Raw genomic sequence first — 20,953 nt, 5'->3', positions numbered from 1 at the left:
AAGGGAGGGGTGGCCGCCCGTGGAGGGCGGCCACCTTGAAGAGCGCCTGCTGTACGGGAGCGGTCGTGCTCAAGGAGCCCAGGGTGCCGAGATCGCCCAGGTGGTGTCCGGGACGAAGCTCGCCGGGTTGTCCCAGGTGTGCGTGCCGCCCTGCTGGGCCAGCCAGAGTTCCGCGTTGATGTGCCGCAGGTACTGGCGGGGGAAGCCCGACGCCGACAGGCGGATGCCGCCGCTGCCCTGCACCGGGCACCAGGTCGCGTCCTCCTTGTAGAGCGTCGAGTTGTCGTTCGCGTCGCGCCGGACGCGGAACTCGCGGTGGCGCAGGTACTCGCCCGGATAGTTGCGGGACTCGAAGGAGTAGCAGAGCCGGTTGGCGAGCCCCGGCTTCACCTTCCAGGTGGCGTCCTCCTTCAACAGGGCAGTGCTGCCCGCGTTCACCACCTCGGTGAAGCCGAGCCCGTCCTTGTGACGCAGATAGCGGTCGGTGTAGCCCGGCGTGGTGACCCGGATCGAGACGTACTGCTCCACCGGCAGCTTGACCGTCGGTCCGAGCGTGCGGGACGCAGTGATGAGCGCCTGGTTGGCCGCCCGGACGCGGGGCTCGTCGACCTTGAGGATCTGACGGTCGTAGGTCAGCAGGCCGTTGGCCTCGTTCTCGACGTCCGTGATCTGGGTGTAGACGGCCGCCGACAGGCCGCCCGCCGGCATCGAGTTCTCCCGGATGCCGTCGAGCAGCCCTACCAGGCGGTCGTTGAGGGCGGACAGGCTCGGCTGGTCCTCGTAGCTGAACCCGCCGCCCGGATACCACTCGTGACCGGTGACCCGGATGCCGAGGCCGCCGTATTCGCCCAGCACGGAGGCGCGTACCTGCTCCGTCGGGGTGTTGCCGGGACCGACGTAGTTGTGGTTGTCGACCACGTCGCCGTTGCCGCCGTCCTGGGCGCCGCAGCAGTTGACGCCGCTCATGTTGTCGACGAGGCGCGAGGGGTCGTACGACTTGACCATGTCCGCGATGCGGGCCTGGTCGTACTGGCCCCAGCCCTCGTTCTGGTTGACCCACAGGATCAGCGAGGGCGAGCTGCGGTGCTCGTCGATGACGGCGCGGTACTCGCTCTCCCACTGGGTGCGGGCCGCGGCGGACGGGCTCTTTCCGCTGTCCATGGCCGGCATGTCCTGCCACACCAGCAGCCCCAGGCGGTCCGCCCAGTAGAACCACCGCTGCGGCTCGACCTTGATGTGCTTGCGGACCATGTTGAAGCCCAGGTCCTTGTGCTTCAGCAGGTCGTACCTGAGGGCCGCGTCGGTGGGAGCGGTGTGCAGGCCGTCCGGCCAGTAGCCCTGGTCCAGGGTGCCGCTCTGGAAGACGAACGACCCGTTGAGCACGGGGCGTTGGACACCGTTCACGTTCTGCACCGCGATCGACCGCATGCCCGCGTACGAGCCGACCCGGTCGGCGCCCGCGCTGTCGGAGAGCTCGGCCGTGACGTCGTACAGGAACGGGTCCTCCGGCGTCCACAGGCGGGCGTTCGGCACCGGTACGGAGAACTGCTGGCCGACCGTACCGGTGGCGGTGCCGACCTGCGTGCCGCCGTTGGAGACGGCGACCCTGGCGCTCGCGCCGTCGGCCCCGGCAGCACGTACCGTCACCCGCAGGGTGTTGTCCTGAAGGTTCGGCACCATGTCGAGCCGGGTGACGCGCGCGGCGGCGGTCGGCTCCAGCCAGACCGTCTGCCAGATACCGGACGTGGCGGTGTAGAAGATGCTGCGCCCGGCGTGCGGGGTCACGTCCTGGATGCGCTGCTTGCCGACGGCCTGGCCGCCGGTCTGCGTGGCGTCGTACGCGGACACGACGATCGTGTTGGTGGCGCCGGTGGTCAACAGCGGCGTGATGTCGTACGAGAACGAGTCGTAGCCTCCTCGGTGAACGGCCCCGGCCTGCTGCCCGTTGACCCAGACCGTGGTCTCCCAGTCGGAGGCGCCGAAGTTGAGCTGGACGCGTCGGCCGCTCCAGCCGGTCGGGACCGTGAAGGTGCGCTTGTACCAGAGCTTGTCGTTCTCGGTGATCTTCCGCTGGATGCCCGAGAGCGCGGACTCCGGTGCGAACGGCACCCGGATCTGCTCGCCGAACGACGACGGCTGACCGGCGTCGCGAGATGTGACGGCGAAGTCCCAAATGCCGTTGAGATTGGCCCAGTCGGGCCGGGTGAGCTGCGGTCGCGGATACTCCGGCAGCGGGTTGTCGACCGGGACCTGGTCGGTCCACGGTGTCGTCATCGGTGCGGGCTTGGGGGTCCAGGCCACCGCGGTGGCGCCGGCGGGGGCCGTGCCGGAGGAGAGGAGGCCGGTGACGGCGAGTGCCAGCACAGCGGCGGCGGTCGTGACGCGCCGCCAGGTCGCTGTGGGTCTCAGCACGGTGATCGCTCCAGTGTCTCGGTGGCGCACGGAGGAACGCCGCCCGCAGGACGGTGGAACTTGTTCGACACGGGAGAACTCGCTGCGCGAACACCACAGCATTCACCCGGCCGATTGACCAGACCAAGTGCGGACAACGTTGTCGAGAGATCGGTGAACTCCCGCTTCATGGCGCCGCGTTGAACAGGTCGAGGGCACTCTGCTGCCGCGCCGCGTCCACCTTGTCGACCGGCCCGAACCAGCGCAGTCCGTACTGGTCGAGGGCGTTGCGGTCGCTCGAATGGGCACGGTCCGCCTGGCGTCGCAGATAGGCGGTGTACGGGTGGTCCGGCAGCGCGGAGTTGAGCTTGCCCAGACCGCGCACGTGCGCGCCCTTGAAGGACGGCCCGTCGCCGCCGCAGTCGCCACCCTCGCACGGATCACGCAGGATGCCGTCGGAGGTGTGCAGCGAGGAGGTCGTCGTCGCGGCGTCGGCGATCTGCCGTGCACGGGTCAGCAGTGCGCCGTCGCCGGTCGCCCTGTTCAGCTCCGTGAGAGCGCCGAGCAGGACACCCTGGTTGTACGACCAGACCGCCTGGCCGTTGTTGCGGCAGGTCGACAGATCGACTCCGTCGTTGACCAGGTTCGAGCCGTTGATCATGCCGGTGCCCTGGAACCACGACCAGCCGGCCCGGGCCCGGTTCACGTACGTCGTGTCACCCGGGATGCGGTTGTGCAGGGCGGCGCTGAGCTGGATGTAGAGGGAGTTGGCGATGGCGTTCTTGTACGTCTTCGCCGTGCTCCACCACACTCCGCCGCCGCAGGTGCCGTCCCAGTACGCCGCCATGTGGTCGGCGTCGGCGCGGGCGGTGTCCAGATAGCGGCGGTCGCCCGTCAGGTCGTACGCGGCGACCCAGGCGAGCCCCCACCAGCCGGTGTCGTCGATGTACTCGTTGCGGAACTGCCCGTCGCGAGAGTTCAGGTTCAGGTCGTACGTGCGGGAGATCGCGTACGAGTAACTGTTCATGCCCGTCACCCGGATGTTGTCGACGAGGGCGTTGAGGGCGTTGGCCGAGTTCCACCAGCCGGTGGTGTCGAACAGGCCGGTTCCGTAGTTGTAGAAGGTCATCAGCCCGGTGGCCGCCGCGGTGCGCCGGTTGCCGGCGTTCCACGTGGTGCGGGCCCACGGGGTGCACGCGATCTCGGTACGGTCCCCGGCCTTGCCGCAGGCGCGCAGGGCGCCGACACCGCGGTTGTTCCAGTCGTCCACGTTGTACATGAGCGTGCGCCAGCCGCGTTGGCCTGCCGGGACGGTCGTGTCGCCGAGCTTGCTGCCCGAACTCCAGGTGCGCCCGCCGTCGAAGGAGCGGTCGAGCCAGACCTCGTCGCCCGGGTTGCCGTTGCCGATGGACGCCCAGCCCATCGCGTCGGTGTCGTCGAAGTGGAGGGCGATCGACCGCCCGTGGACGGCCGCCGTGACCGGGGTGCGTTCGCTCGGGGAGAGGGCGGGGTCGCGGGCGTCGCAGTACTTGTTGCAGATGGTGGCCGCCGCGGCGGTGTCGGTTGCGGACGCCGACTGCGGGGCGAGGCCCGCGAGCAGGGCCAGGGCGAGGGCCGTCGCCGACCGCTTGAGGATCGGGAGTCCAGGAAGGAGAGTCATGGGGCCTCTCTGTCAGGGCAACGCCCCTGAGCCTTGCCGTGGGACCGGTCTCGTTCCTTCGCGGAAGACACCGGTGCGAGCGAAGGCCGGGGCTGGGGAAACGAACATGAGAGCGCTCTCGGAAGGTAGTGAGGGGGAGAGGCGGCGTCAACGGTGCGGACGCACAAGGGAGTTGACCGTGGGGCGGGGAGGGGCGGGATGCTCAGAGGTCGACGGGAATCGTCAGAGACGGCCGAGGAGCTCGTCGTGAGCGCGCCAGACGGTGGTCATGCCGCCCCCGCCGACCCGGTCGAGGATGCGGTAGCGGCCGGCTATCAGCCGTCCTTCGTCGGACACCGTGGGTTCCTTTCCCCTGCTGCGGGGCCGATTCGGCAGGTGCCGCCAGTCGGCTCCCGCGGCAGGGGAGCCGCTCAACGCCCCGTACTTTGCCAGGTGTTACCGCTAACGGTCAGTTGAGGGGCGATCATATGCCGATACGGCGACACCGGGTGTTGGACAGGACGGCGACATCGGGGACTGCGAGTACGGGCTCATCGCGCAGCTCGGAGTCAGCCGTTCACGCGGAATCCGAGGCCCGCGTTGTGGTCGCCGAGACCGAAGAAGGTGCTGCGGACGACGAGGTATCCGCCTGGGAGGGGCCGCGGACGGGCGGACGCCGGAGTGTCGCGGGACCGGCCGCGACGGCGTCGCCCGCCACGATCACCGTGCCGCGCCCAGCTCCGGCCATTCGCCGGTCACGCCTACGAGTGTGAGCGGGTCCTGGCCCGTACGGGCCCGCGGCAGATGATCCGGGAGCGTGGTCCGGACCGGGCCGGACGGTCCTGAAGGCGATGCTTGATCAAGCGGAGCCCAGGGGGCTTCCCGCGTGTGGCGGGGATCACACCGGAGGGAAAACCCGCGGCCCGGCTCGGGCGTCTACCGGGTGTGAGACCAATCAAGGCAGCGCTGCACGAGATGGACGAGGAGCGTCTCGTCCGGCTGGTGGCAAAACGCGACCGTGCCGCGTTCGAGGAGCTGTACCGGCGTACGTCGCCGTGGATGGCGGTACGGCTGCGCCGCCGGTGTGTGGACGAGCAGATCGTCGCGGAGGTCATGCAGGAGACCTACTTGGCGGTGTGGCGCGCGGCGGGTGCGTTCGCCGGGGCCGCGGTCGGGGGGACGGCCGTCGGTTGGCTGTGGACGATAGCGGCACGCCGCCTCGTCGACGCGTTCCGGCGCAGGGCTCACCACGCGGAGCCGCCGCCGGCCGCCGCTCCGCCCGACGTGGCGCCCGCCGCCGAGGAGTTGGCGCTCGCGGAGACCGTCGGTGGCGATGTCGGGGACGCGCTGCGGTGCCTCGCGCCGGAGTTGAGACAGGTACTGCAGGCGATGGTCCTCGACGGGTTGTCCGTCCGGGAGACCGCGGTCCTGCTCGGGCTGCCCGAGGGCACGGTCAAGACCCGTGCCCGCCGGGCCCGTATCGAGATGCGGAGGACGCTGGCATGAGTGTCGAACACGCGTCGAAGCGGATCATCGAGGGGTATGCGCGCGGCGGCGTGGATCTCTCCGCCGACGAGGTGTGGGCCGTGGAGGCGCATCTGGAGATGTGCCGGGTCTGCCGTGACCGGTTGTCCGCCGCTGTCGGTGCCGGGGTGCCCGCCGTGGCGTCGCTCGTCGACACCGTGTGGTCCGGCCTCGAACCCCAACTCGCGGTCACTGCCACGATGCCGCGCCGACGGCGCTGGTCGGCGCCGCTGTCGAGGTGGATGACGCCCACGATGGTGCCGTGGCTGGCCATGGTGGTGGTCGTGACGCTGCTGGCCCTGCTGCTCGATCTGTCCGACACGGGCTCGGGCGAGGTGTCGTTGGTGCTGCTGCTCGCGCCGGTCCTGCCCGTGCTCGGTGTCGCGGCGTCCTGGTCGCGCGGTCTGGACCCGGCGTACGAACTGACGGCCTCCGCGCCCAGGGCCGGGCTCTATCTGGTGCTGCGCCGCACCGCGTCCGTGCTCGGTGTGGTCGTCCCTCTGCTGCTGGTGGGCGGTTGGGCGACAGGGGTGATGGTGGCCCAGTGGCTGTTGCCCTGTCTGGCCTTCACCTCGACAACCCTGGCGCTCGGCGGTGTCGTCGGTGTGACCCGCGCCGCCGTCGCCCTGGCCACTGTCTGGGCCGTCGTGGTCGTGGCGCCGACCCTGGCCACCAGCCGTACGGCCTTCGCCCTGCAGACGGGCGGTCTGCCCGCGTGGGGGCTGATCCTCGCGCTCGGTATCGGTGTCGTGATCGCCCGCAGAGGGGCGTACACCGTGCTGGGAACTCATCGATGACCACCGGAAAGAACATGGGAAGGGAACATCACATGACGTCCGCCGTGAGCGCGGCCGACATCGCACCGACGGCCTACGCCTGGGAGATCCGGGCGACAGGCCTGAAGGTCAGGGTCGGCAGGAAACGGATGGCCGTCGACGGCCTCGACCTGTCGCTGGGCACCGGCGTGCACGGCCTCCTGGGCCCCAACGGGGCGGGCAAGACCACCCTCATCCGGGCGCTGGCCACCGTGCTGCGCCCCGCCGAGGGCAGCCTGGAGCTGCTCGGCGAGTCCGTGGGCGGTACGGGGGAGCACCGTGCGGTGCGCCGCCGGATCGGCTATCTGCCACAGGAGTTCGGCTACTACAAGCGCTTCACGGTGCGCGAGTTCGTCGAGTACATGGCGTGGCTGAAGGAGGTGCCCAAGGCGGACATCCCCGCCGCCGTGCAGCGCGCCGTGGAGCGGGTGGGTCTGGCGGAACGGGCCGACGAGAGGATGAAGGCCCTGTCGGGCGGCATGGTGCGCAGGGTCGGTATCGCCCAGGCCATCGTCAACGACCCGACGATCCTGCTCCTGGACGAGCCGACGGTCGGTCTGGACCCGGCGCAGCGGCTGCGCTTCCGCGAACTGCTGCAGGAGTTGGGTACGGACACCTGTGTTCTCGTCTCGACCCATCTGGTGGAGGACGTCGCCGCCGCCTGCACCGACGTGCTGGTCTTCGCCGAGGGGCGACTGGTCTTCCAAGGTCCCCCGGACGAACTGGTCTCGGTGGGCGGCCCGGAGCACGTGGGCGACAGCCCGCTGGAGCGCGGCTACTCGGCGCTGCTGCTCAACCCCGAGCAGGGAAGGGGCACTTGGTGAACGGCCGTGTCCTGCGTATCGAGTTGAGGCGTTCGGTCGCCCCCTGGGCCGGCGTCGTGGTCCTGGCGCCGGCGCTGGCGTTCCTGTACGTGCTGGGCGGCGCCTGGTGGAACGGCACCACGGCGTGGACGGCCCAGTGGACGCCACTGGCCATGTGGACCCGCTCCCTGCTGTTCTACCTCTGGCCGCTCGCCATCGGGCTCGGGGCGCTGCAGGGACTGCGCGACCACCGCTCGAAGATGTCCGAACTGCTGACAAGCACCCCGCGGCCCGCCCGGCACCGCGCGGCCACCCTGGCAGGCGCGACGGCGATCACGCTGGCCTCGGCCTTCGCGCTCCTCGTCCTCGTGGGCGGGGTCCAGGTGATCGCCCACACCGAGTACACGCACCTCGGGTGGCTGCCGATCTCGCTGGTGGGAGTGCTCTTCCTCGTCGCGGGGGCCGTGCTGGGCATGGGGGCCGCGAGAGCCCTGCCGTTCCCGCTCACCCCGCCCGCGCTGGCCATGGGCGCCTTCGTGTTCACAGCCCTCATGCACATGTCGCTGGGCCGGACGGAGACGGACACGGGGGACGGGCTCACGAGCACGGAGCCGAACCGGGTCTCGCTGCTGTCACCGACGGTGGAGGAGGTGCGTGAGGCGTTCGTCACGCTGTCCGCTTCCGTGCACGTCGGGCAGACGCTCTGGCTGCTCGGCATGGCCACGACCGGCTTCGCGCTGCTCGTCGCCGCGACCCCGCGCGCCCGGCTGACCGCGCTGACGCCCGTCCTGGCGGGTGCGGCGATCGCCCTGCTCGTCCTCCCCGCCGACCCGCGACGGATGTACGTCGTCGACGAGGCCGCCGCCGAGATGGTGTGCGACGGCCCGGTGTGCGTGACGAGGACGCAGCAGGCACGACTCGCGGACCTCGCGGGCCCCGGCAAGGAGGCGCTGCGCCTGCTGCACGGTGCCCTGGGTGATCAGGCGCCGGTCTCGGTCCGGGAGAACGCCGCCGTACTGCCGTGGGGCTCCACGCCACAGTGGTCCCGCAAAACCGTGCTCCTGGACTTCGACGACGACATCGTCGCCGCCGCGAAGGGCGAGGAGCTCACCCGGGCCCTGATCGCCAAAGGCATGGTGCCAGGGTGCACTCCCGTCGGCTGGAGCGGCTTCGGGGGAGACGAATACGCGCAGACCGTCGCGGTGGCCTGGGTTCTCGGCGACCTGAAGACGCTCGGCGGCACGCCGGCGAGTATGCGCGGAGAGGTCGAAGCCGAGACCCGCCCGGTGTGGAAGGAACTCAAGGCGCTTCCACGGGCCGGGCAGCTCTCTCGGATCGAAGCGATGCGCGCCGCCGCGCTCTCCTGCGAGGGCGACCCGTTCGAGGTGCTGTCCGGCGGTGCGTCCCGGTGAGATGGCTGACGCTGTACGCGCGCTCGCGTCAGATACCCGCGTCGCTCGCCGCGGTGGTGATCGGCGTGGTGGCGGTGTGGGCACTCGCCCGGGACGAGGGCGCGGGGCCCGGTGATCCGCGGCTGCCCGTGCTCGTCCTCGCCACGGGGGCGATGGCCTTCTCGATCGGGCTCGGCGGGCAGGACGTGGCGCTGGACCGGACGGCCGCGATCCGCTGGATGCCCCGCAGAGCGACGCACGTGCTGCTCGCCGGTGCGGTCGTCGCCGCGGCGCTGCTGACACTGCAGGCCATGGGCGCGTCCATGGCCACCACCGCGTTCGTCGTCCGGGACAGCGCGGGCCTGATGGGACTGGTCGCTCTGGGCGCGGCGCTCTCCGGTGGCCACCACGCGTGGACACTGCCGTTCGCCTGGCTCCTGTACTCGTTCTTCGCCCCGCCCCCGACGAGCGTGCCGCTGGAGGTGGCGACATGGCTGCTGCTGCCTTCCGGCTCGGCAGCGGGCACCTGGACGGCCCTGGTCCTCACGGTTGCCGGCACCGCGGCCTACGCCGTCGCGGGACCGAGACGGTAACCGGACCGGGCCGCGATACGGCCTGTGTTGATCGAGTCGTAGTCGCGTTCGAGCGGCAGCCGGCACATCGCCTCGGCGAGGTCGGCCCACACCGTCTCGTGGTGCTCCTCGACGCCGGCTGCCCGGATCCGCGGCATCCGGTCGTCCTCCCCTCACTGTGGCTTCCCGCCTGGCCTGGACGGTGGCCCGTGCGCCTCGCGCCGCGCTTCGCCTCCTGTTCGGAGGGATCGCGTGCCGCATCTCAAGAAGCGCGTGGAACTTCGGCCTTCGGCGCCGGCGTGCCTGTCCAGGGGCATGGCGGCGCTCGCCGGGTGCGTGTTCTCCTGGTACGTCGAGGTGATCTTTTACGCGGTTGAGGCGCCGGCCGTCCCCCGTGCGGACCGCCGCGTTGTCGTAGAGCCGACCACCGGCCGGCGATTGGGTCCACCGCTGGTGAGTTCGTCCGGGAGTCAGTGTTCGGCACCGTCGTGCGCGTGGACCGTGGCGTGGTCGCCATCGGGCTCTCACTTGTCTGAGTAGACAATGTAGGCTCAATGTGTCAAGTTTGAGCCAGAGTCTAGTGAGGAGTGTGATGACGACGCAGACCTGGACCGGGAGCCGAATCTCGGACATGGCCGGCCGAACGCCGATCGCGACACGGGCGGACTCGGACCCATCCGTACGACCGTCGCGGTCCAGCGTGCGCAGGGCGCAGGGCCGTACGGGCCCAGGACGCGAATGGCGCGTCGGCCGCGGGGAGGCGAACGCGGACCTGACGGGTATGGACCACGCGCCCCTCAGGCGGCGGGAAGCGCAGGTGCCCGCGTGACGAGCCAGAGCGGGCGGGCGCTGTCGCGCAGTGAGGAGATCGCGGACGCCGCGATGCCGGTCTTCCTGCGCTTCGGTCTGCGCAAGACCTCCATGGACGACCTCGCCGAGGCGGCCGGGCTCTCCCGTCAGGGCCTGTACCTGCACTTCAAGAACAAGCAGCAGCTCTTCCACGCCAGCCTGCGGCGCGCGGTCGCCCAGACCCAGGCCGCCGTCGCCCAGGAACTGGCCAGAGCGGACCTGCCGGCGCACGAGCGGCTGATGGGCGCCTTCCATGCGTTGCATGGACCCGCCGCCACAGCGACCAGCGAGGCGGTGAACGAACTCCTCGCCGCAGCAAGCACGTTGGGGGATTCGCTCGTGCACGACCTGGAGCGCTTCGTCGTCGATGCGGTGGCCGACGTTCTCCGTGCCGAGGGGGCACCGGAGCGCATCCCAGGTGTCTCCGCCGAGGACCTCGCCTTCCAGTTGCTCGCCGTCGCGGCCGGCGTCAAGCAACTCACCGTCCCGCCCGCCGACCGAGCCCGGCACATTCAGATCGCGATCGTTCTTCTCCTCGGCCCAGCCGACCAACCCCCACGACTGGACACATCATGACGTCAACCGAAACCCAAAAGCTGGTCGTAGTCACCGGAGCCTCCACGGGCATGGGCGCGTCAGCCGCCCGCGAACTGGCCCGGCAGGGATTCCACGTCCTGGCCGGCGTGCGACGCGACCACGACGCCGACGCCATCCGGTCGACCGGCATCGAGCCGGTCATCCTCGACATCACCAAGTCCGAGCACGTGGAGGCACTCGCCGCGCGGGTCGCCGACGACTCGCGCGCACTGCACGCAGTCGTCAACAACGCCGGAATCCAGGTGAACGCCCCGGTCGAAGCCCTGCCGATGGCCGAGTGGCGGCGCGTCTTCGAAGTCAACCTGTTCGGCCACATCGCCGTCACCCAGGCGCTCCTGCCCGCGCTGCTCCGCAGCAAGGGCCGCGTGGTCAACATCAGCTCGATCGGCGGCAAGTACGCCATGGCCACATACGGCGCGTACGCCGGCGCGAAGTTCGCCCTGGAAGCAGTCAGCGACTCACTCCGCCGCGAGGTCGCACCGCTGGGCGTACAGGTCGTCGTGGTCGAGCCCGGCGGCGTCCGCACACAGATCGCCGACCGCGGGATCGCGACGGCCAACGACCTGGCGGCCAAGATGACACCCGAGCAGGATGAGCGCTACGGCAGCCTGGTCCAGGCGAACAACAAGTTGATGGCCTCGGGCACCGCATCGGGCCTGACCGCCGACGCCGCCGCCCGGGTCATCGCGAAGGCCGTGACGACCCGCAGGCCGCGCACCCGCTACACCGCCGGCCGGGATGCCGCCCTGGTCATGCGCCTGGGCCCGATCCTGTCCGACCGCACACTCGACCGCATCCTCACCGCCAACCTGCGCCGCCTCTCCCCAAAGGCAGCCACGGCATGACCCACCGCGTCGGCGTGGTCGGGCTGAGCCCGGGCGGTCACATCACATCGCCCACGTCGCAGCCACCGGGTTCGACCTCGCCGAAGAGGCCGTCTTCTACGGCGGCCGGCTGCCGAGCACCGACATCCCGAGCCATCTGAGACCGGTGCATCAGCTCCCAGGGCTGGAAACAAAAAGACCGCACCCGCTCCGTCATGGACGCCGTTCTCGGCGCCCTGCGGACCGGGTGCGGACAGGTGGGCGATGCGACCCGCGAAACCACAGGTCAGACGGCCTAGTTAAAGATCATCGCGACCGGCGCGGAACTCGGGGCACTCGTCTTGCCATTCGCCGACGTGCGGGGCGCCTTCCTTGCCGGCGGGCTGCCGACCGGCGGAGCCCCTGCAGTGCCACTCGACGTCGGCTGGTGCCTGGGAGCCCGCACAGGGCGAAGGCGCCGCCGGAGCCGGGTACGTCGACACCTGCACGCCCTCCGTCGGCCACGACGCCGGCGCGTACGAGGACGTGCGCTGGACCGAGCCCCTGCTTCCTGCGGCCCCGATGCCCTCAACGAGTGCGGCGGGCGAGCCATGGCCCGGGCTGTGTCGAGCGCGGTGCGGGCACCGCGCCGAAGCGGTGGTCGCCCACCGTCGCAGGACGGTACGGCCGCACCACAACCGGCTGCAGCCCGGCCGGAGGGCTCTCCGTGACGCTCGTGTGTCCCCGTGTCAGACGGCGGCGATGCCCTCCATGCCTGACTCGCCGAAGGCGGGCAGACCTTCGGCCGTCGTGACTTTGGTGAGGGCGCCGTCGGTCTCGACGCGGAAGCCGTCGACGGTGCCGGAGACGGCGTTCTGGACGTAGACGAACTTCTCGTCCCCGGTCACGGCGAGATCGATCACACCCTGCGAGTCGGCAGAGGGCGGGGTGGCGATGCCCACGTCGTCGGTCAGGGACAGCTCGCCTCGCCTGTCCATGCGGTATCCGGTGACGGTGGAGTTTCCGGTGTTGCCGCCGTAGAAGAACTTGCCCGCGCGCTCCAGCCAGCACAGGGTCTCCTGGCCGTTGGCCAGGGGCCGCTGAAGGACCTTCAGTGTGCCGTCGCGCCTCACCGCGTACGTGGAGACGGTGGACTTCTCGGCCTCGGCGACCAGCATCCGCTTCCCGGTCCTGTCGAAGCTGATCGCGAACGGCACGCCGCCGGCCGACTTGTTGACGACCGGTTCGGCGACGGCCGGCAGGCCGTCGCGCTTCATGGGGAAGACCTCGACGGTGTTGTTGGCCTTGGTGGTGACGATCAGATTGCGTCCGTCCGGGGTGAACTCGACCTCGCCCGGCGAGGTGTCGAAGCGCGGTATGTCCTCGTTGCTCAGGCCCAGGGAACGATGGGACCCTTTCAGCGGTTCGAGCCCCTTGCCGGTGATCCTGAAGCCCTGGACGCTGCCCTCGCCGCCCGCGTTCATGACGTACGCGATTCCGCCGTGCACCGCGACACTGGCCGGGAACTCGCCGCCGGAGTCCACGACGCGCCGGTCCCTGAGCTGTTGTCCTTCGACGCGGAAGGAGGTCACCGTGCCGCTGCCCGCGTTGACTGCCAGCAGCATGCCCGAGGCGTCGTCGTGGACGAGGGAGCCCTGGGAGGCGAGCGAGTCGGTGGGCGCGTCGACCTGGTCACCGCCCTGGCCGCCGGTCCCGTAGGTCCCCGAGGGGCTCAGCCTGCCCTCGTCGTCCCGCGCGAACACATGGATGGTGTTGCCGTCCAGCTCGTTGCCCTGGACGAAGACCGCGTGGTCGGCCCCGGCGACGTTCCCGGAGTACTGGCCGGCCGAGGCCAGGGACACAGCCACCGTGGCCGCCCCGACGATGGCCAGGGCCCCGCCGCCGATCATGATGCGCCGTGTCCTGGACTTCACCCGGTGACCGCCGTGTACGTCGGCGGCCCGGCTCGTGCGTCGGTGGGTTTTGCGGCTGCTGTGCATGCTCACGTCCCGTTCCTCGGTTTCTGCGCGGCGCGGTCCACGACTGTGGACGGCACCAGAGTGGACAGTGGGAGAGGTGTGCCGATGCGGAACGGTGGCCGCGTCAGACTCTCGTAAGAGAGCCCAGGCGGCAGAGTGACCTGGCCGCGGGCCCGGGCGGCCTGCGATCCGGGCGTGGCACCGTCGGTCACCACCCCGTCAGCAGCAGGTGGTTGAGAAGCAGGGCGAGTACGGCCTGCGCCGCGAGCCAGGTGCGAGGCCGGGTCAGGAACGCGCACGAGGCCAGGAGCCACATGGCGAACGGCAGCCAGATGCGCTCGGTCTCCGCTTTGCTCATCCCGGACAGGTCGGCGATCAGCAGAGCGGCGAACGCGGCGGCGACCATCACGGCGAGGCGCAGTTCGGCGGACGTGCCGGATGTACCGGACCTGCCGGATGTACCGAACGTGCCGGACGTGCCCGCCCAGGGCAGGAGCCTTCGGCGCAGGGCCGAGCCGGCCCGTGCGGAAGCGCCGTGGCGCTCGGAGGTCCGCCCGGGGAGAGGAGCGTCGAGGGGCGGACGTCCCCTGAGCCATGCCGGGAGCTGGAAGAGCGCGGCGCCGGTGCGTCGCAGGCCCGCCACCGTCGCCGGGCCCACGACCAGGACCGTGCAGGCGAGGTTGGCCCACACCCAGTAGCCGTAGGGCCGGACACCGCCGGCTCCTTCGTAGTAGCGCTCGACGAGCAGCCGATACGCCTCCCACCAGTTGAAGCCCGCGAGGGTGAACAGGGCGGGGACGACGGTTACTCCGGCGAGGGCGTAGGGCAGCGGCCGGATTCGTTGCGGGCCGAGCAGCAGGACGGCTCCCGCGATCACGGCGAAGAGGGTGAGCCCGTACGAGAGATAGCAGGTGAGGCCGAAGAGCAGGCCGGTGGCGAAACCGGTGAGCCGCGGCCGGTGTCCGGTGACCGCGAGGGCCAGGCACGCGATCGTCCAGGCGGCGACCGCCGCGAAGTAGCCGTCCGCGGACGTCCCCATCCATACCGCGGCCGGCGCCAGCACCAGGAAGGGCGCCGCCCGGCGCGCGAGCGTCTCGTCCGCGAGCGCCCGCACGGCGACCAGTACCGCCACGCACGCCGACGCACCGACGGTGACGCAGAAGGCCCCGGCCCAGCCTCCGCCACCGAGTCCGGCCCGGTCGAGCAGGACGAACGTGACCGTCGACGCCGGAGGATGGCCCGCCACATGCGCGGGCCAGTGGTCGGGGGAGTGGAGCAGGATGTGTCCTGTGAAGTCGCGCAGCGTCGCTGGGATGTCCTGGAAGTGGTCGATGACCTGCAGATACTCGTACTTCGTCGTGAGCCGGACCGCGACCCCGCGCCCCCAGCCGTCGATCAGCGCCAGTGACCACGTCCAGGCCATGGCCGTGCCCCAGGCGGCGCCCAGCAGCACGCGCCACGGCAGCCGGGCGGCCACTCGGGGGCCGTACGCCACGACGCCGACCGCGACGACGAGCGCCGCAGGGGTGCCCGGGCCGACGTGGGGCCCCCAATTGGCGTACAGGGGAGGCCAACCCACGTGCAGGGTGCCGTGCTCCCGCTCGATCGCGGTGCCGACCAGCGCGGCCGCCACGACGAGCAGCGCGGCGGCCAGGGTCGCGTACAGGTCTCGGAGAAGATCACGGGTCACGGGGGAACGCTAGGCCGCGGGGACCGCGCCGAGGCCGAAGCGCGTGCGGACGTCAGTGTTTCGTCATGTGTCGAAGGCCCCTTTCCGCAGTTGCGGCGGCCTACGGTCGGCGCATGTCACGGTTGCACGCCCCGCCCGCCTCGCCCACGTCCCCCGGTTTCTGGCGCAGTCCCGTACGCGGTCCTTGGTTCACCTCGGTGCTCGGTGTCGTGCTGCTCGGCGGGATCACCGCGCTGTTCGTGACGGGGCTGCTGTCGTACGCCGCGTACAACCCGGACCTCTCGCCGGTGAACGACAAGACTCCTGACAAGGGACTGCTCGGCTTCTACCTCTTCGCCTGGCCGACACATCCGCACTGGCTGTACCGGCTCACCCAGGGCGTCCATGTCACGCTCGGCATCACGCTCGTCCCCGTCCTGCTGGCCAAGCTGTGGTCGGTGGTGCCGAAACTGTTCGCGCTGCCGCCGGCCCGGTCGCTCGCGCATGCCCTGGAGCGGATCTCCCTGCTGTTGCTCGTCGGCGGTGTGCTGTTCGAGTTCGTGACGGGTGTGCTCAACGTCCAGCTGGACTACCTCTTCCCCGGCTCCTTCTATCCGCTGCACTTCTACGGAGCCTGGGTGTTCATCGCCGCGTTCATGGTGCACGTGGCGCTCCGGGCCCCCGCCGCCGTACGCAATCTGCGGCGCATGCGGGCGGGGGAGGGCCCTGAGGAGGAGGCGGGCGGGGAGCCGGACTTCCCGCTGGTCTCCCCGCGGCCGGCCGAGCCCACCGTGTCCCGGCGTGGCGCGCTGTGGTTCGTCGGTGGTGGTTCGCTGCTGTTGTTCGGGACCACCGCCGGCCAGAGCTTCGACGGTCCGCTGCGGCGCACCGCTCTCCTGGCGCCGCACGGCGGTGCCGATCCGGGCAGCGGTCCCGGTGGCTTCCAGATCAACAAGACGGCCGCGTCCCGGGGGATCAGCGCCGCCGAAACGCGCGAGGACGTGTGGCGGCTGGTCCTCACCGGGCCCTCCGGGACCGTCCGGCTGAGCCGCGCCGAACTGCTCGAACTGCCGCTGTACAGCTCGGCGTTGCCCATCGCCTGTGTGGAGGGCTGGTCGACCGGTGACCAGTGGTGGCGGGGCGTACGGCTGCGGGAACTCGCCGCTCTCGTCGGTTACGACGCGGACGCGGCTCCCGACGTCATGGTGGAGTCCCTCCAGCGACACGGCGCCTTCCGCAGGGCCGCCCTGCGGTCCAACCAGGTGCGCGACCCGCGTTCCCTGCTCGCGCTGGACGTCAACGGCGAGCCGCTCACCCCCGACCACGGCTACCCGGCCCGGATCATCGTGCCCGCGGCGCCCGGTGTGCTCAACACCAAGTGGGTGGCCCGGATGACGTTCGGAGATTTGTGATGCGCAGAGCGTTCCCTCCGCCGGGCAGCCCGCTGCAACTGCTGCTCCTGGCCAGCTCGTTCGCCCTCGCCGGATACGCGGGTGTGCGTCTGCTGTCCGACGACCGGCTCGGCGTGACGCTGTGGTTCGTGGGCGCGGCCGTGCTGCACGACCTGGTGTTCCTGCCGCTGTACGCGACCGTGGACCGGGCCGTCACCGGAGCGCTCGGTGCCGTCGGCCGCCGGACCTGGACCCTGTACGTCCGGGTGCCGGCGGCCTTTTCCGGGCTTCTGCTGCTGGTGTGGTTCCCGTTGATCAGCGGCCGGGTCGCGGAGGGCTACGAGTCCGCCACCGGCCTGTCCGCGGACGGCTTCCTCGCCCGCTGGCTCCTGATCACCGCCGTACTGTTCGGCGGTTCGGCCCTGCTGCTGGTGCTGCGGCTGCGCAGGGAGACGAAGCAGCGGCCACCGGTCGACCACTGATCCACGGTGCGCCAGCCCAGCGGGCGGGCGTACCGCAGCAGTGCCCGGGTGCCGAGCCTGGCCCAGGGGAACGTGGCGCCGGTGGCTCCCGCGGCGTCGGTGCCGCGCACGATGCGGACGTCGGCGCGCTCGTCCACGTCCACCGGGGCCGTCTCTGCGATCAACAGGCCGCCGGGCAGCAGTAGTTGGGCCACTCTGCGGAGCAGCGCGCGCGGGTCGCCGCCGATACCGAGGTTGTCGTCCAGGAGCAGGGCGGTGTTCCAACGGCCCTCGCCCGGCAGTGGTTCGAAGACCGAGCGCCCCAGGGCGGGCCCGCCGAGACCCAGGGTGTGGGCGACGGCGGCCTCGCTGACGTCGATACCGAGCGCGGTGCGGCCCCGGGCGGCGAGTTCCGTGACCAGCCTTCCGGGCCCGCACCCGACGTCGAGGACGGCACCCTCGCACCGGTCCAGGACCTCCCGGTCCACGGCGTCGGCCCGCGCACACCACCGCTCGACGTCGAGCGGCAGCAGCCAGCCGTCGCCACGGCGCAGGAAGAGGGGTCCGCGTCCGGCCCGGAGGGCGTCGGCGTAGGGGTCGGCGGACCAGCTGTTCCCGGCGGGGTCCCGGGCCATCACCTCATGTGCCGTGCTCATCGGCGGCCTTCCGTCCGCAGCCGGGCCAGTTCCGCGGCGAAGCGGCCGTGCGGTGCCAGGGCGGCGACCGCTTCGGCGTCGGCGGACGTGTCCACGTCCCGCAGACACGGCAGGTCGCGCACCCGCAGACCGGCGGCGACGAGCCGGGCGCGCTGCACAGCGCCGGTGGCCGGCGTCGACATCGGAACCCCGCGCAGCAGCTCCGGGTCCGGTTCCGCCAGCCCGAGCGCCCAGAAGCCGCCGTCCTCGGCCGGGCCGAAGCAGGCGTCGTACCCGTCGAAGTCCGCAGTGAGCAGGCCGGGGGTGACCTGCGGTGTGTCCATCCCGATCAGCAGGGCCGGACCGTCGCAGCCGGCGAAGGCAGCCGCCAGCCGCTCGTCGAGGCCGCCCGCACACTGCGGTACGACGTCGAAGCCGGGCGGCAGCCAGGTCCCGGGCTTCCCGTCGAGGACCAGGACCCGGCGTCGGGCGGGTGCCGCGGCCACCGTACGCAGGGTGTCGGCGAGGGCCGCCTCGGCGAGCGCCGCCGCCTCCTCGGGTGTGAACGGCGGCGTGAGCCGGGTCTTCACCCGGCCCGGCCGCGGTTCCTTGGCGATGACGAGCAGGGTGGTCACCGGCGGGGTCCTCCTCGGGCCTGTGCTGTGGCCGCCGCGGGTACGGCGGGCCGCTCGGCCAGGACGCGGCTCATGTCCCGTACCGCCTGCCAGGTGCCGCGCCAGGTCCCGGTCACCTTCGAGGCACCGGACCGAGGCAGATACGGGACGTCGTGCTCGGTGACGTGCCAGCCCGCGTCGGCGGCCCGCACGACCGTTTCCAGCGGGTAGCCGCTGCGCCGGTCGGTGAGGTCGAGGGCGAGCAGCGCCTCGCGGCGGGCGGCACGCAGCGGACCGAGGTCGTGCAGGCGCAGACCGGTGCGGCGGCGCAGCATCAGCGCGAGTGCGAGGTTGCCCGCGCGTGCGTGCACGGGCCAGGCACCCCGGCCCCGCGGCCGGCGCCGCCCGAGCACCAAGTCGGCCTCTCCACCACGCACTTCGCCCACGAACGGCACGAGCAGGGCGGGATCGAGTGAGGCATCGCAGTCGCAGAAACACACGATGTCGGCCGTGGCCGCGGTCAGTCCCGCATGGCAGGCGGCGCCGAAGCCGCGGCGCGGTTCGTGGACGACGGTGGCGCCCAGAGCCCGGGCGAGGTCCGCCGAGCCGTCGGTGGAGCCGTTGTCCACGACGAGGGCACGCCAGCCGGAAGGGACGCGGGCGAGTACCCAGGGCAGTGCCTCGGCTTCGTTCAGACAGGGGAGGACGACATCGACGTCCTCGGGTGTGGAAGAGGTCATCACGGCTCTCACCTTACGAACGCGAAACGCACATATCGGGCTTCGGCTCCTTACGAAACACGGACGTCAGGGCCGGTGCGCCATCCGGAGAGCGACGGCCAGGGGCCCGCGGTGCGAGGCTGGCCGTATGGAACAGCAACCGTACGAGTCGGTGGCGGACGCCTCCGCCGGCAGGAGGACCGGGATGGCACGCGTCCTCGTGGTCGACGACGACCCCACGGTCGCCGAGGTCGTCTCGGGCTACCTGGATCGCGCCGGCTACCTGGTGGACCGGGCCGAGGACGGGCCGACCGCCCTCGTCGGCGCCGCCGCGCACTGGCCGGACCTGGTGGTACTCGATCTGATGCTGCCCGGCATGGACGGGCTGGAGGTGTGCCGCCGGCTGCGCGACCGCGGGCCCGTGCCGGTCATCATGCTCACCGCCCGCGGCGACGAGGACGACCGCATCCTCGGTCTTGAGGTGGGGGCCGACGACTACGTGACCAAGCCGTTCAGCCCTCGGGAACTGGTGCTGCGGGTGGAGTCGGTCCTGCGCCGCTCGCGGCCCCGCGCGGGCGCGTCGTCCCACAGCGCGGCCGGACTCACCGTCGACCCGGCCGCGCGCCGCGCCACCAAGCACGGCGGCGAACTCGCCCTCACCCTGCGCGAGTTCGACCTGCTCGCCTTCTTCCTACGGCATCCGGGCCGGGCGTACAGCCGCGAGGACCTGATGCGGGAGGTGTGGGGCTGGGACTTCGGCGACCTCTCGACCGTCACTGTCCACGTCCGACGACTGCGCAACAAGGTCGAGGACGACCCCGCCAGGCCCCGCCTGATCCAGACGGTGTGGGGCGTGGGCTACCGATTCGATGCCTCCGACCCGTCTGAACCCTCTGGTCCTTCCGATCCATCCGACCCGTCCGATCCTCCCGGCCCTTCCGGCCGGGACGAGGAGTGATCATGCGCGACACCCTCCTCATCGCTCTGTACGCCTTCCTCGGCGCCGCCGCGGCCGGGCTGCTCGGCGCGGGAACGCTGTGGATGCTGCGCCGCCGCTCACTGACCACCTCCCTCACCGTGGTGGCCGCCGTCGCCGTGACCGCGATGCTCGCGGGCACCCTGGCCGTGGCGCAGGCGATGTTCCTGTCCGCGCACGACCTGTCCGTGGTGACGACGGTGGTCGCGATGGCGGCCGTCGTCTCCCTGGCCGCCGCCCTGCTGCTGGGCCGCTGGGTGGTCGCCCGCAGCCGTGAACTCGCCCTCGCCGCCCGCTCCTTCGGAGACGACGGCGACTTCACGGCACCGCACGGTGCGGCCACCGCCGAACTGGCCGCGCTCAGCCGCGAGTTGCAGACCACCAGCGCGAAGCTCGCCGAGTCCAGGCAGCGCGAGCGCGCCCTGGAGACCTCCCGCCGTGAACTCGTCGCGTGGATCTCGCACGATCTGCGCACACCGCTCGCGGGCCTGCGCGCGATGGCCGAGGCGCTGGAGGACGGTGTCGCCGCCGACCCGGACCGCTATCTGAAGCAGATCCGCACCGAGGTCGAACGCCTCAACGACATGGTCGGCGACCTCTTCGAACTCTCGCGTATACACGCCGGCAGCCTTGCTCTGTCGCTCTCCCGGATGTCCGTCTACGACCTGGTCGGCGACGCCCTCGCCGGGGTGTATCCGCTGGCCCGCGAACACGGGGTGCGCCTGGTCGGGGACCGCGTCGAGCGCCTGCCGGTGGAGGTGGACGGCAAGGAGATGAGCCGTGTGCTGGGCAACCTCCTGGTCAACGCGATCCGGCGCACCCCCGCGGACGGCACCGTCATGGTGGCCGCCGAACGCCTGCCCGACGGCGTGGTGTTGTCCGTGACGGACGGCTGCGGCGGCATCCCCGAGGAGGACCTGCCCCGCGTCTTCGACACCGGCTGGCGCGGCACCCACGCCCGCACGCCGCCGGCGGGCGCCGGACTCGGCCTGGCCATCGTCCGCGGCATCGTGGAGGCCCACCAGGGCCGGGCCACCGTACGCAACATCCCCGGTGGCTGCCGCTTCGAGGTGGTGCTGCCCGCGGCCGCTTCCTGAGGCGGGCAGCACCACCGGTCCAAGGGGC

18 protein-coding genes are annotated in these 20,953 nt (G+C 71.4%); 10 read left to right on the top strand and 8 right to left on the bottom strand.

Annotated features, from left to right (window positions below; all coding sequences use genetic code 11):
• Positions 1-69: 69 nt before the first annotated feature.
• Together ACH4YP_RS29120 and ACH4YP_RS29115 are read right to left on the bottom strand one after the other, a co-directional pair.
• Entirely contained in the window at positions 70-2,364 is a 2,295-nt protein-coding gene (locus tag ACH4YP_RS29120; protein WP_398493816.1) for an AbfB domain-containing protein, read from the bottom strand.
• 214 nt (positions 2,365-2,578) lie between these two features.
• The gene (locus tag ACH4YP_RS29115) at positions 2,579-4,051 is read right to left on the bottom strand and encodes a glycoside hydrolase family 76 protein (protein WP_398493490.1); all 1,473 of its coding nucleotides are present in this window, start codon (positions 4,049-4,051) and stop codon (positions 2,579-2,581) included.
• Between the two features lie 954 nt (positions 4,052-5,005).
• Between ACH4YP_RS29115 and ACH4YP_RS29110 the strand changes: the two genes are divergently transcribed.
• Genes ACH4YP_RS29110 through ACH4YP_RS29090 form a run of 5 tightly spaced genes read left to right on the top strand, consistent with a single transcriptional unit; the run spans position 5,006 to position 9,156 of the window.
• Positions 5,006-5,536 (top strand): RNA polymerase sigma factor, encoded by a 531-nt coding sequence (locus ACH4YP_RS29110; RefSeq protein WP_361060371.1) that lies wholly within the window; start codon positions 5,006-5,008, stop codon positions 5,534-5,536.
• Positions 5,533-6,351 (top strand): zf-HC2 domain-containing protein, encoded by an 819-nt coding sequence (locus tag ACH4YP_RS29105; protein ID WP_398493488.1) that lies wholly within the window; start codon positions 5,533-5,535, stop codon positions 6,349-6,351. Before ACH4YP_RS29110 ends, ACH4YP_RS29105 begins: the two co-directional genes overlap by 4 nt.
• Before the next feature lie 32 nt (positions 6,352-6,383).
• Positions 6,384-7,193, top strand: coding sequence for an ABC transporter ATP-binding protein (locus ACH4YP_RS29100; protein ID WP_398493486.1), 810 nt, complete (start codon positions 6,384-6,386; stop codon positions 7,191-7,193).
• Positions 7,190-8,584 (top strand): hypothetical protein, encoded by a 1,395-nt coding sequence (locus ACH4YP_RS29095; protein ID WP_361060344.1) that lies wholly within the window; start codon positions 7,190-7,192, stop codon positions 8,582-8,584. Before ACH4YP_RS29100 ends, ACH4YP_RS29095 begins: the two co-directional genes overlap by 4 nt.
• Positions 8,581-9,156 (top strand): hypothetical protein, encoded by a 576-nt coding sequence (locus ACH4YP_RS29090; protein ID WP_361060346.1) that lies wholly within the window; start codon positions 8,581-8,583, stop codon positions 9,154-9,156. Before ACH4YP_RS29095 ends, ACH4YP_RS29090 begins: the two co-directional genes overlap by 4 nt.
• Here ACH4YP_RS29090 and ACH4YP_RS29085 read toward each other — a convergent pair.
• A complete protein-coding gene (locus ACH4YP_RS29085; protein WP_398493484.1) occupies positions 9,129-9,293 on the bottom strand; it encodes a hypothetical protein in 165 nt (54 codons plus the stop codon). The two genes, ACH4YP_RS29090 and ACH4YP_RS29085, sit on opposite strands and share 28 nt — an antisense overlap.
• A gap of 667 nt (positions 9,294-9,960) precedes the next feature.
• Between ACH4YP_RS29085 and ACH4YP_RS29080 the strand changes: the two genes are divergently transcribed.
• Both ACH4YP_RS29080 and ACH4YP_RS29075 read left to right on the top strand, forming a co-directional pair.
• Positions 9,961-10,560: a TetR/AcrR family transcriptional regulator gene (locus ACH4YP_RS29080; protein ID WP_398493482.1), complete on the top strand. Its 600-nt coding sequence runs from the start codon at positions 9,961-9,963 to the stop codon at positions 10,558-10,560.
• Positions 10,557-11,426: an SDR family NAD(P)-dependent oxidoreductase gene (locus ACH4YP_RS29075; RefSeq protein WP_398493480.1), complete on the top strand. Its 870-nt coding sequence runs from the start codon at positions 10,557-10,559 to the stop codon at positions 11,424-11,426. The genes ACH4YP_RS29080 and ACH4YP_RS29075 overlap by 4 nt, the downstream gene beginning before the upstream one ends.
• 707 nt (positions 11,427-12,133) lie before the next feature.
• Here the strand turns inward: ACH4YP_RS29075 and ACH4YP_RS29070 are convergent.
• Positions 12,134-13,384: a lactonase family protein gene (locus ACH4YP_RS29070; RefSeq protein ID WP_398493814.1), complete on the bottom strand. Its 1,251-nt coding sequence runs from the start codon at positions 13,382-13,384 to the stop codon at positions 12,134-12,136.
• Between the two features lie 187 nt (positions 13,385-13,571).
• Positions 13,572-15,053: a hypothetical protein gene (locus tag ACH4YP_RS29065; RefSeq protein WP_398493478.1), complete on the bottom strand. Its 1,482-nt coding sequence runs from the start codon at positions 15,051-15,053 to the stop codon at positions 13,572-13,574.
• A gap of 113 nt (positions 15,054-15,166) precedes the next feature.
• Between ACH4YP_RS29065 and ACH4YP_RS29060 the strand changes: the two genes are divergently transcribed.
• The gene (locus tag ACH4YP_RS29060; RefSeq protein ID WP_398493476.1) at positions 15,167-16,444 is read left to right on the top strand and encodes a molybdopterin-dependent oxidoreductase; all 1,278 of its coding nucleotides are present in this window, start codon (positions 15,167-15,169) and stop codon (positions 16,442-16,444) included.
• 316 nt (positions 16,445-16,760) lie between these two features.
• Here ACH4YP_RS29060 and ACH4YP_RS29055 read toward each other — a convergent pair whose 3' ends face one another.
• The 3 genes from ACH4YP_RS29055 to ACH4YP_RS29045 are packed head-to-tail and all read right to left on the bottom strand — an operon-like array spanning position 16,761 to position 18,873.
• On the bottom strand, positions 16,761-17,540 hold the full coding sequence (locus ACH4YP_RS29055) for a class I SAM-dependent methyltransferase (protein ID WP_398493475.1): 780 nt from the start codon (positions 17,538-17,540) through the stop codon (positions 16,761-16,763).
• Positions 17,537-18,154: a DUF2064 domain-containing protein gene (locus ACH4YP_RS29050; RefSeq protein ID WP_398493473.1), complete on the bottom strand. Its 618-nt coding sequence runs from the start codon at positions 18,152-18,154 to the stop codon at positions 17,537-17,539. The genes ACH4YP_RS29055 and ACH4YP_RS29050 overlap by 4 nt, the downstream gene beginning before the upstream one ends.
• Complete coding sequence (locus tag ACH4YP_RS29045; RefSeq protein WP_398493471.1) at positions 18,151-18,873, bottom strand: glycosyltransferase family 2 protein; 723 nt, start codon at positions 18,871-18,873, stop codon at positions 18,151-18,153. The genes ACH4YP_RS29050 and ACH4YP_RS29045 overlap by 4 nt, the downstream gene beginning before the upstream one ends.
• 184 nt (positions 18,874-19,057) lie before the next feature.
• On the opposite strand from ACH4YP_RS29045, the gene ACH4YP_RS29040 reads away from it, so the two are divergent.
• The gene (locus ACH4YP_RS29040; protein WP_398493812.1) at positions 19,058-19,810 is read left to right on the top strand and encodes a response regulator transcription factor; all 753 of its coding nucleotides are present in this window, start codon (positions 19,058-19,060) and stop codon (positions 19,808-19,810) included.
• Positions 19,811-19,812: 2 nt separating this feature from the next.
• Positions 19,813-20,925: a sensor histidine kinase gene (locus ACH4YP_RS29035; protein WP_398493469.1), complete on the top strand. Its 1,113-nt coding sequence runs from the start codon at positions 19,813-19,815 to the stop codon at positions 20,923-20,925.
• Positions 20,926-20,953 lie beyond the last annotated feature (28 nt).

Origin of the sequence: Streptomyces sp. NPDC020747 (genome assembly GCF_044334695.1) — a bacterium.
Taxonomy (GTDB): Bacteria; Actinomycetota; Actinomycetes; order Streptomycetales; family Streptomycetaceae; genus Streptomyces.
Note: the sequence above shows the minus strand (reverse complement) of the source record. Positions and strands in the feature narration are given on the sequence as shown.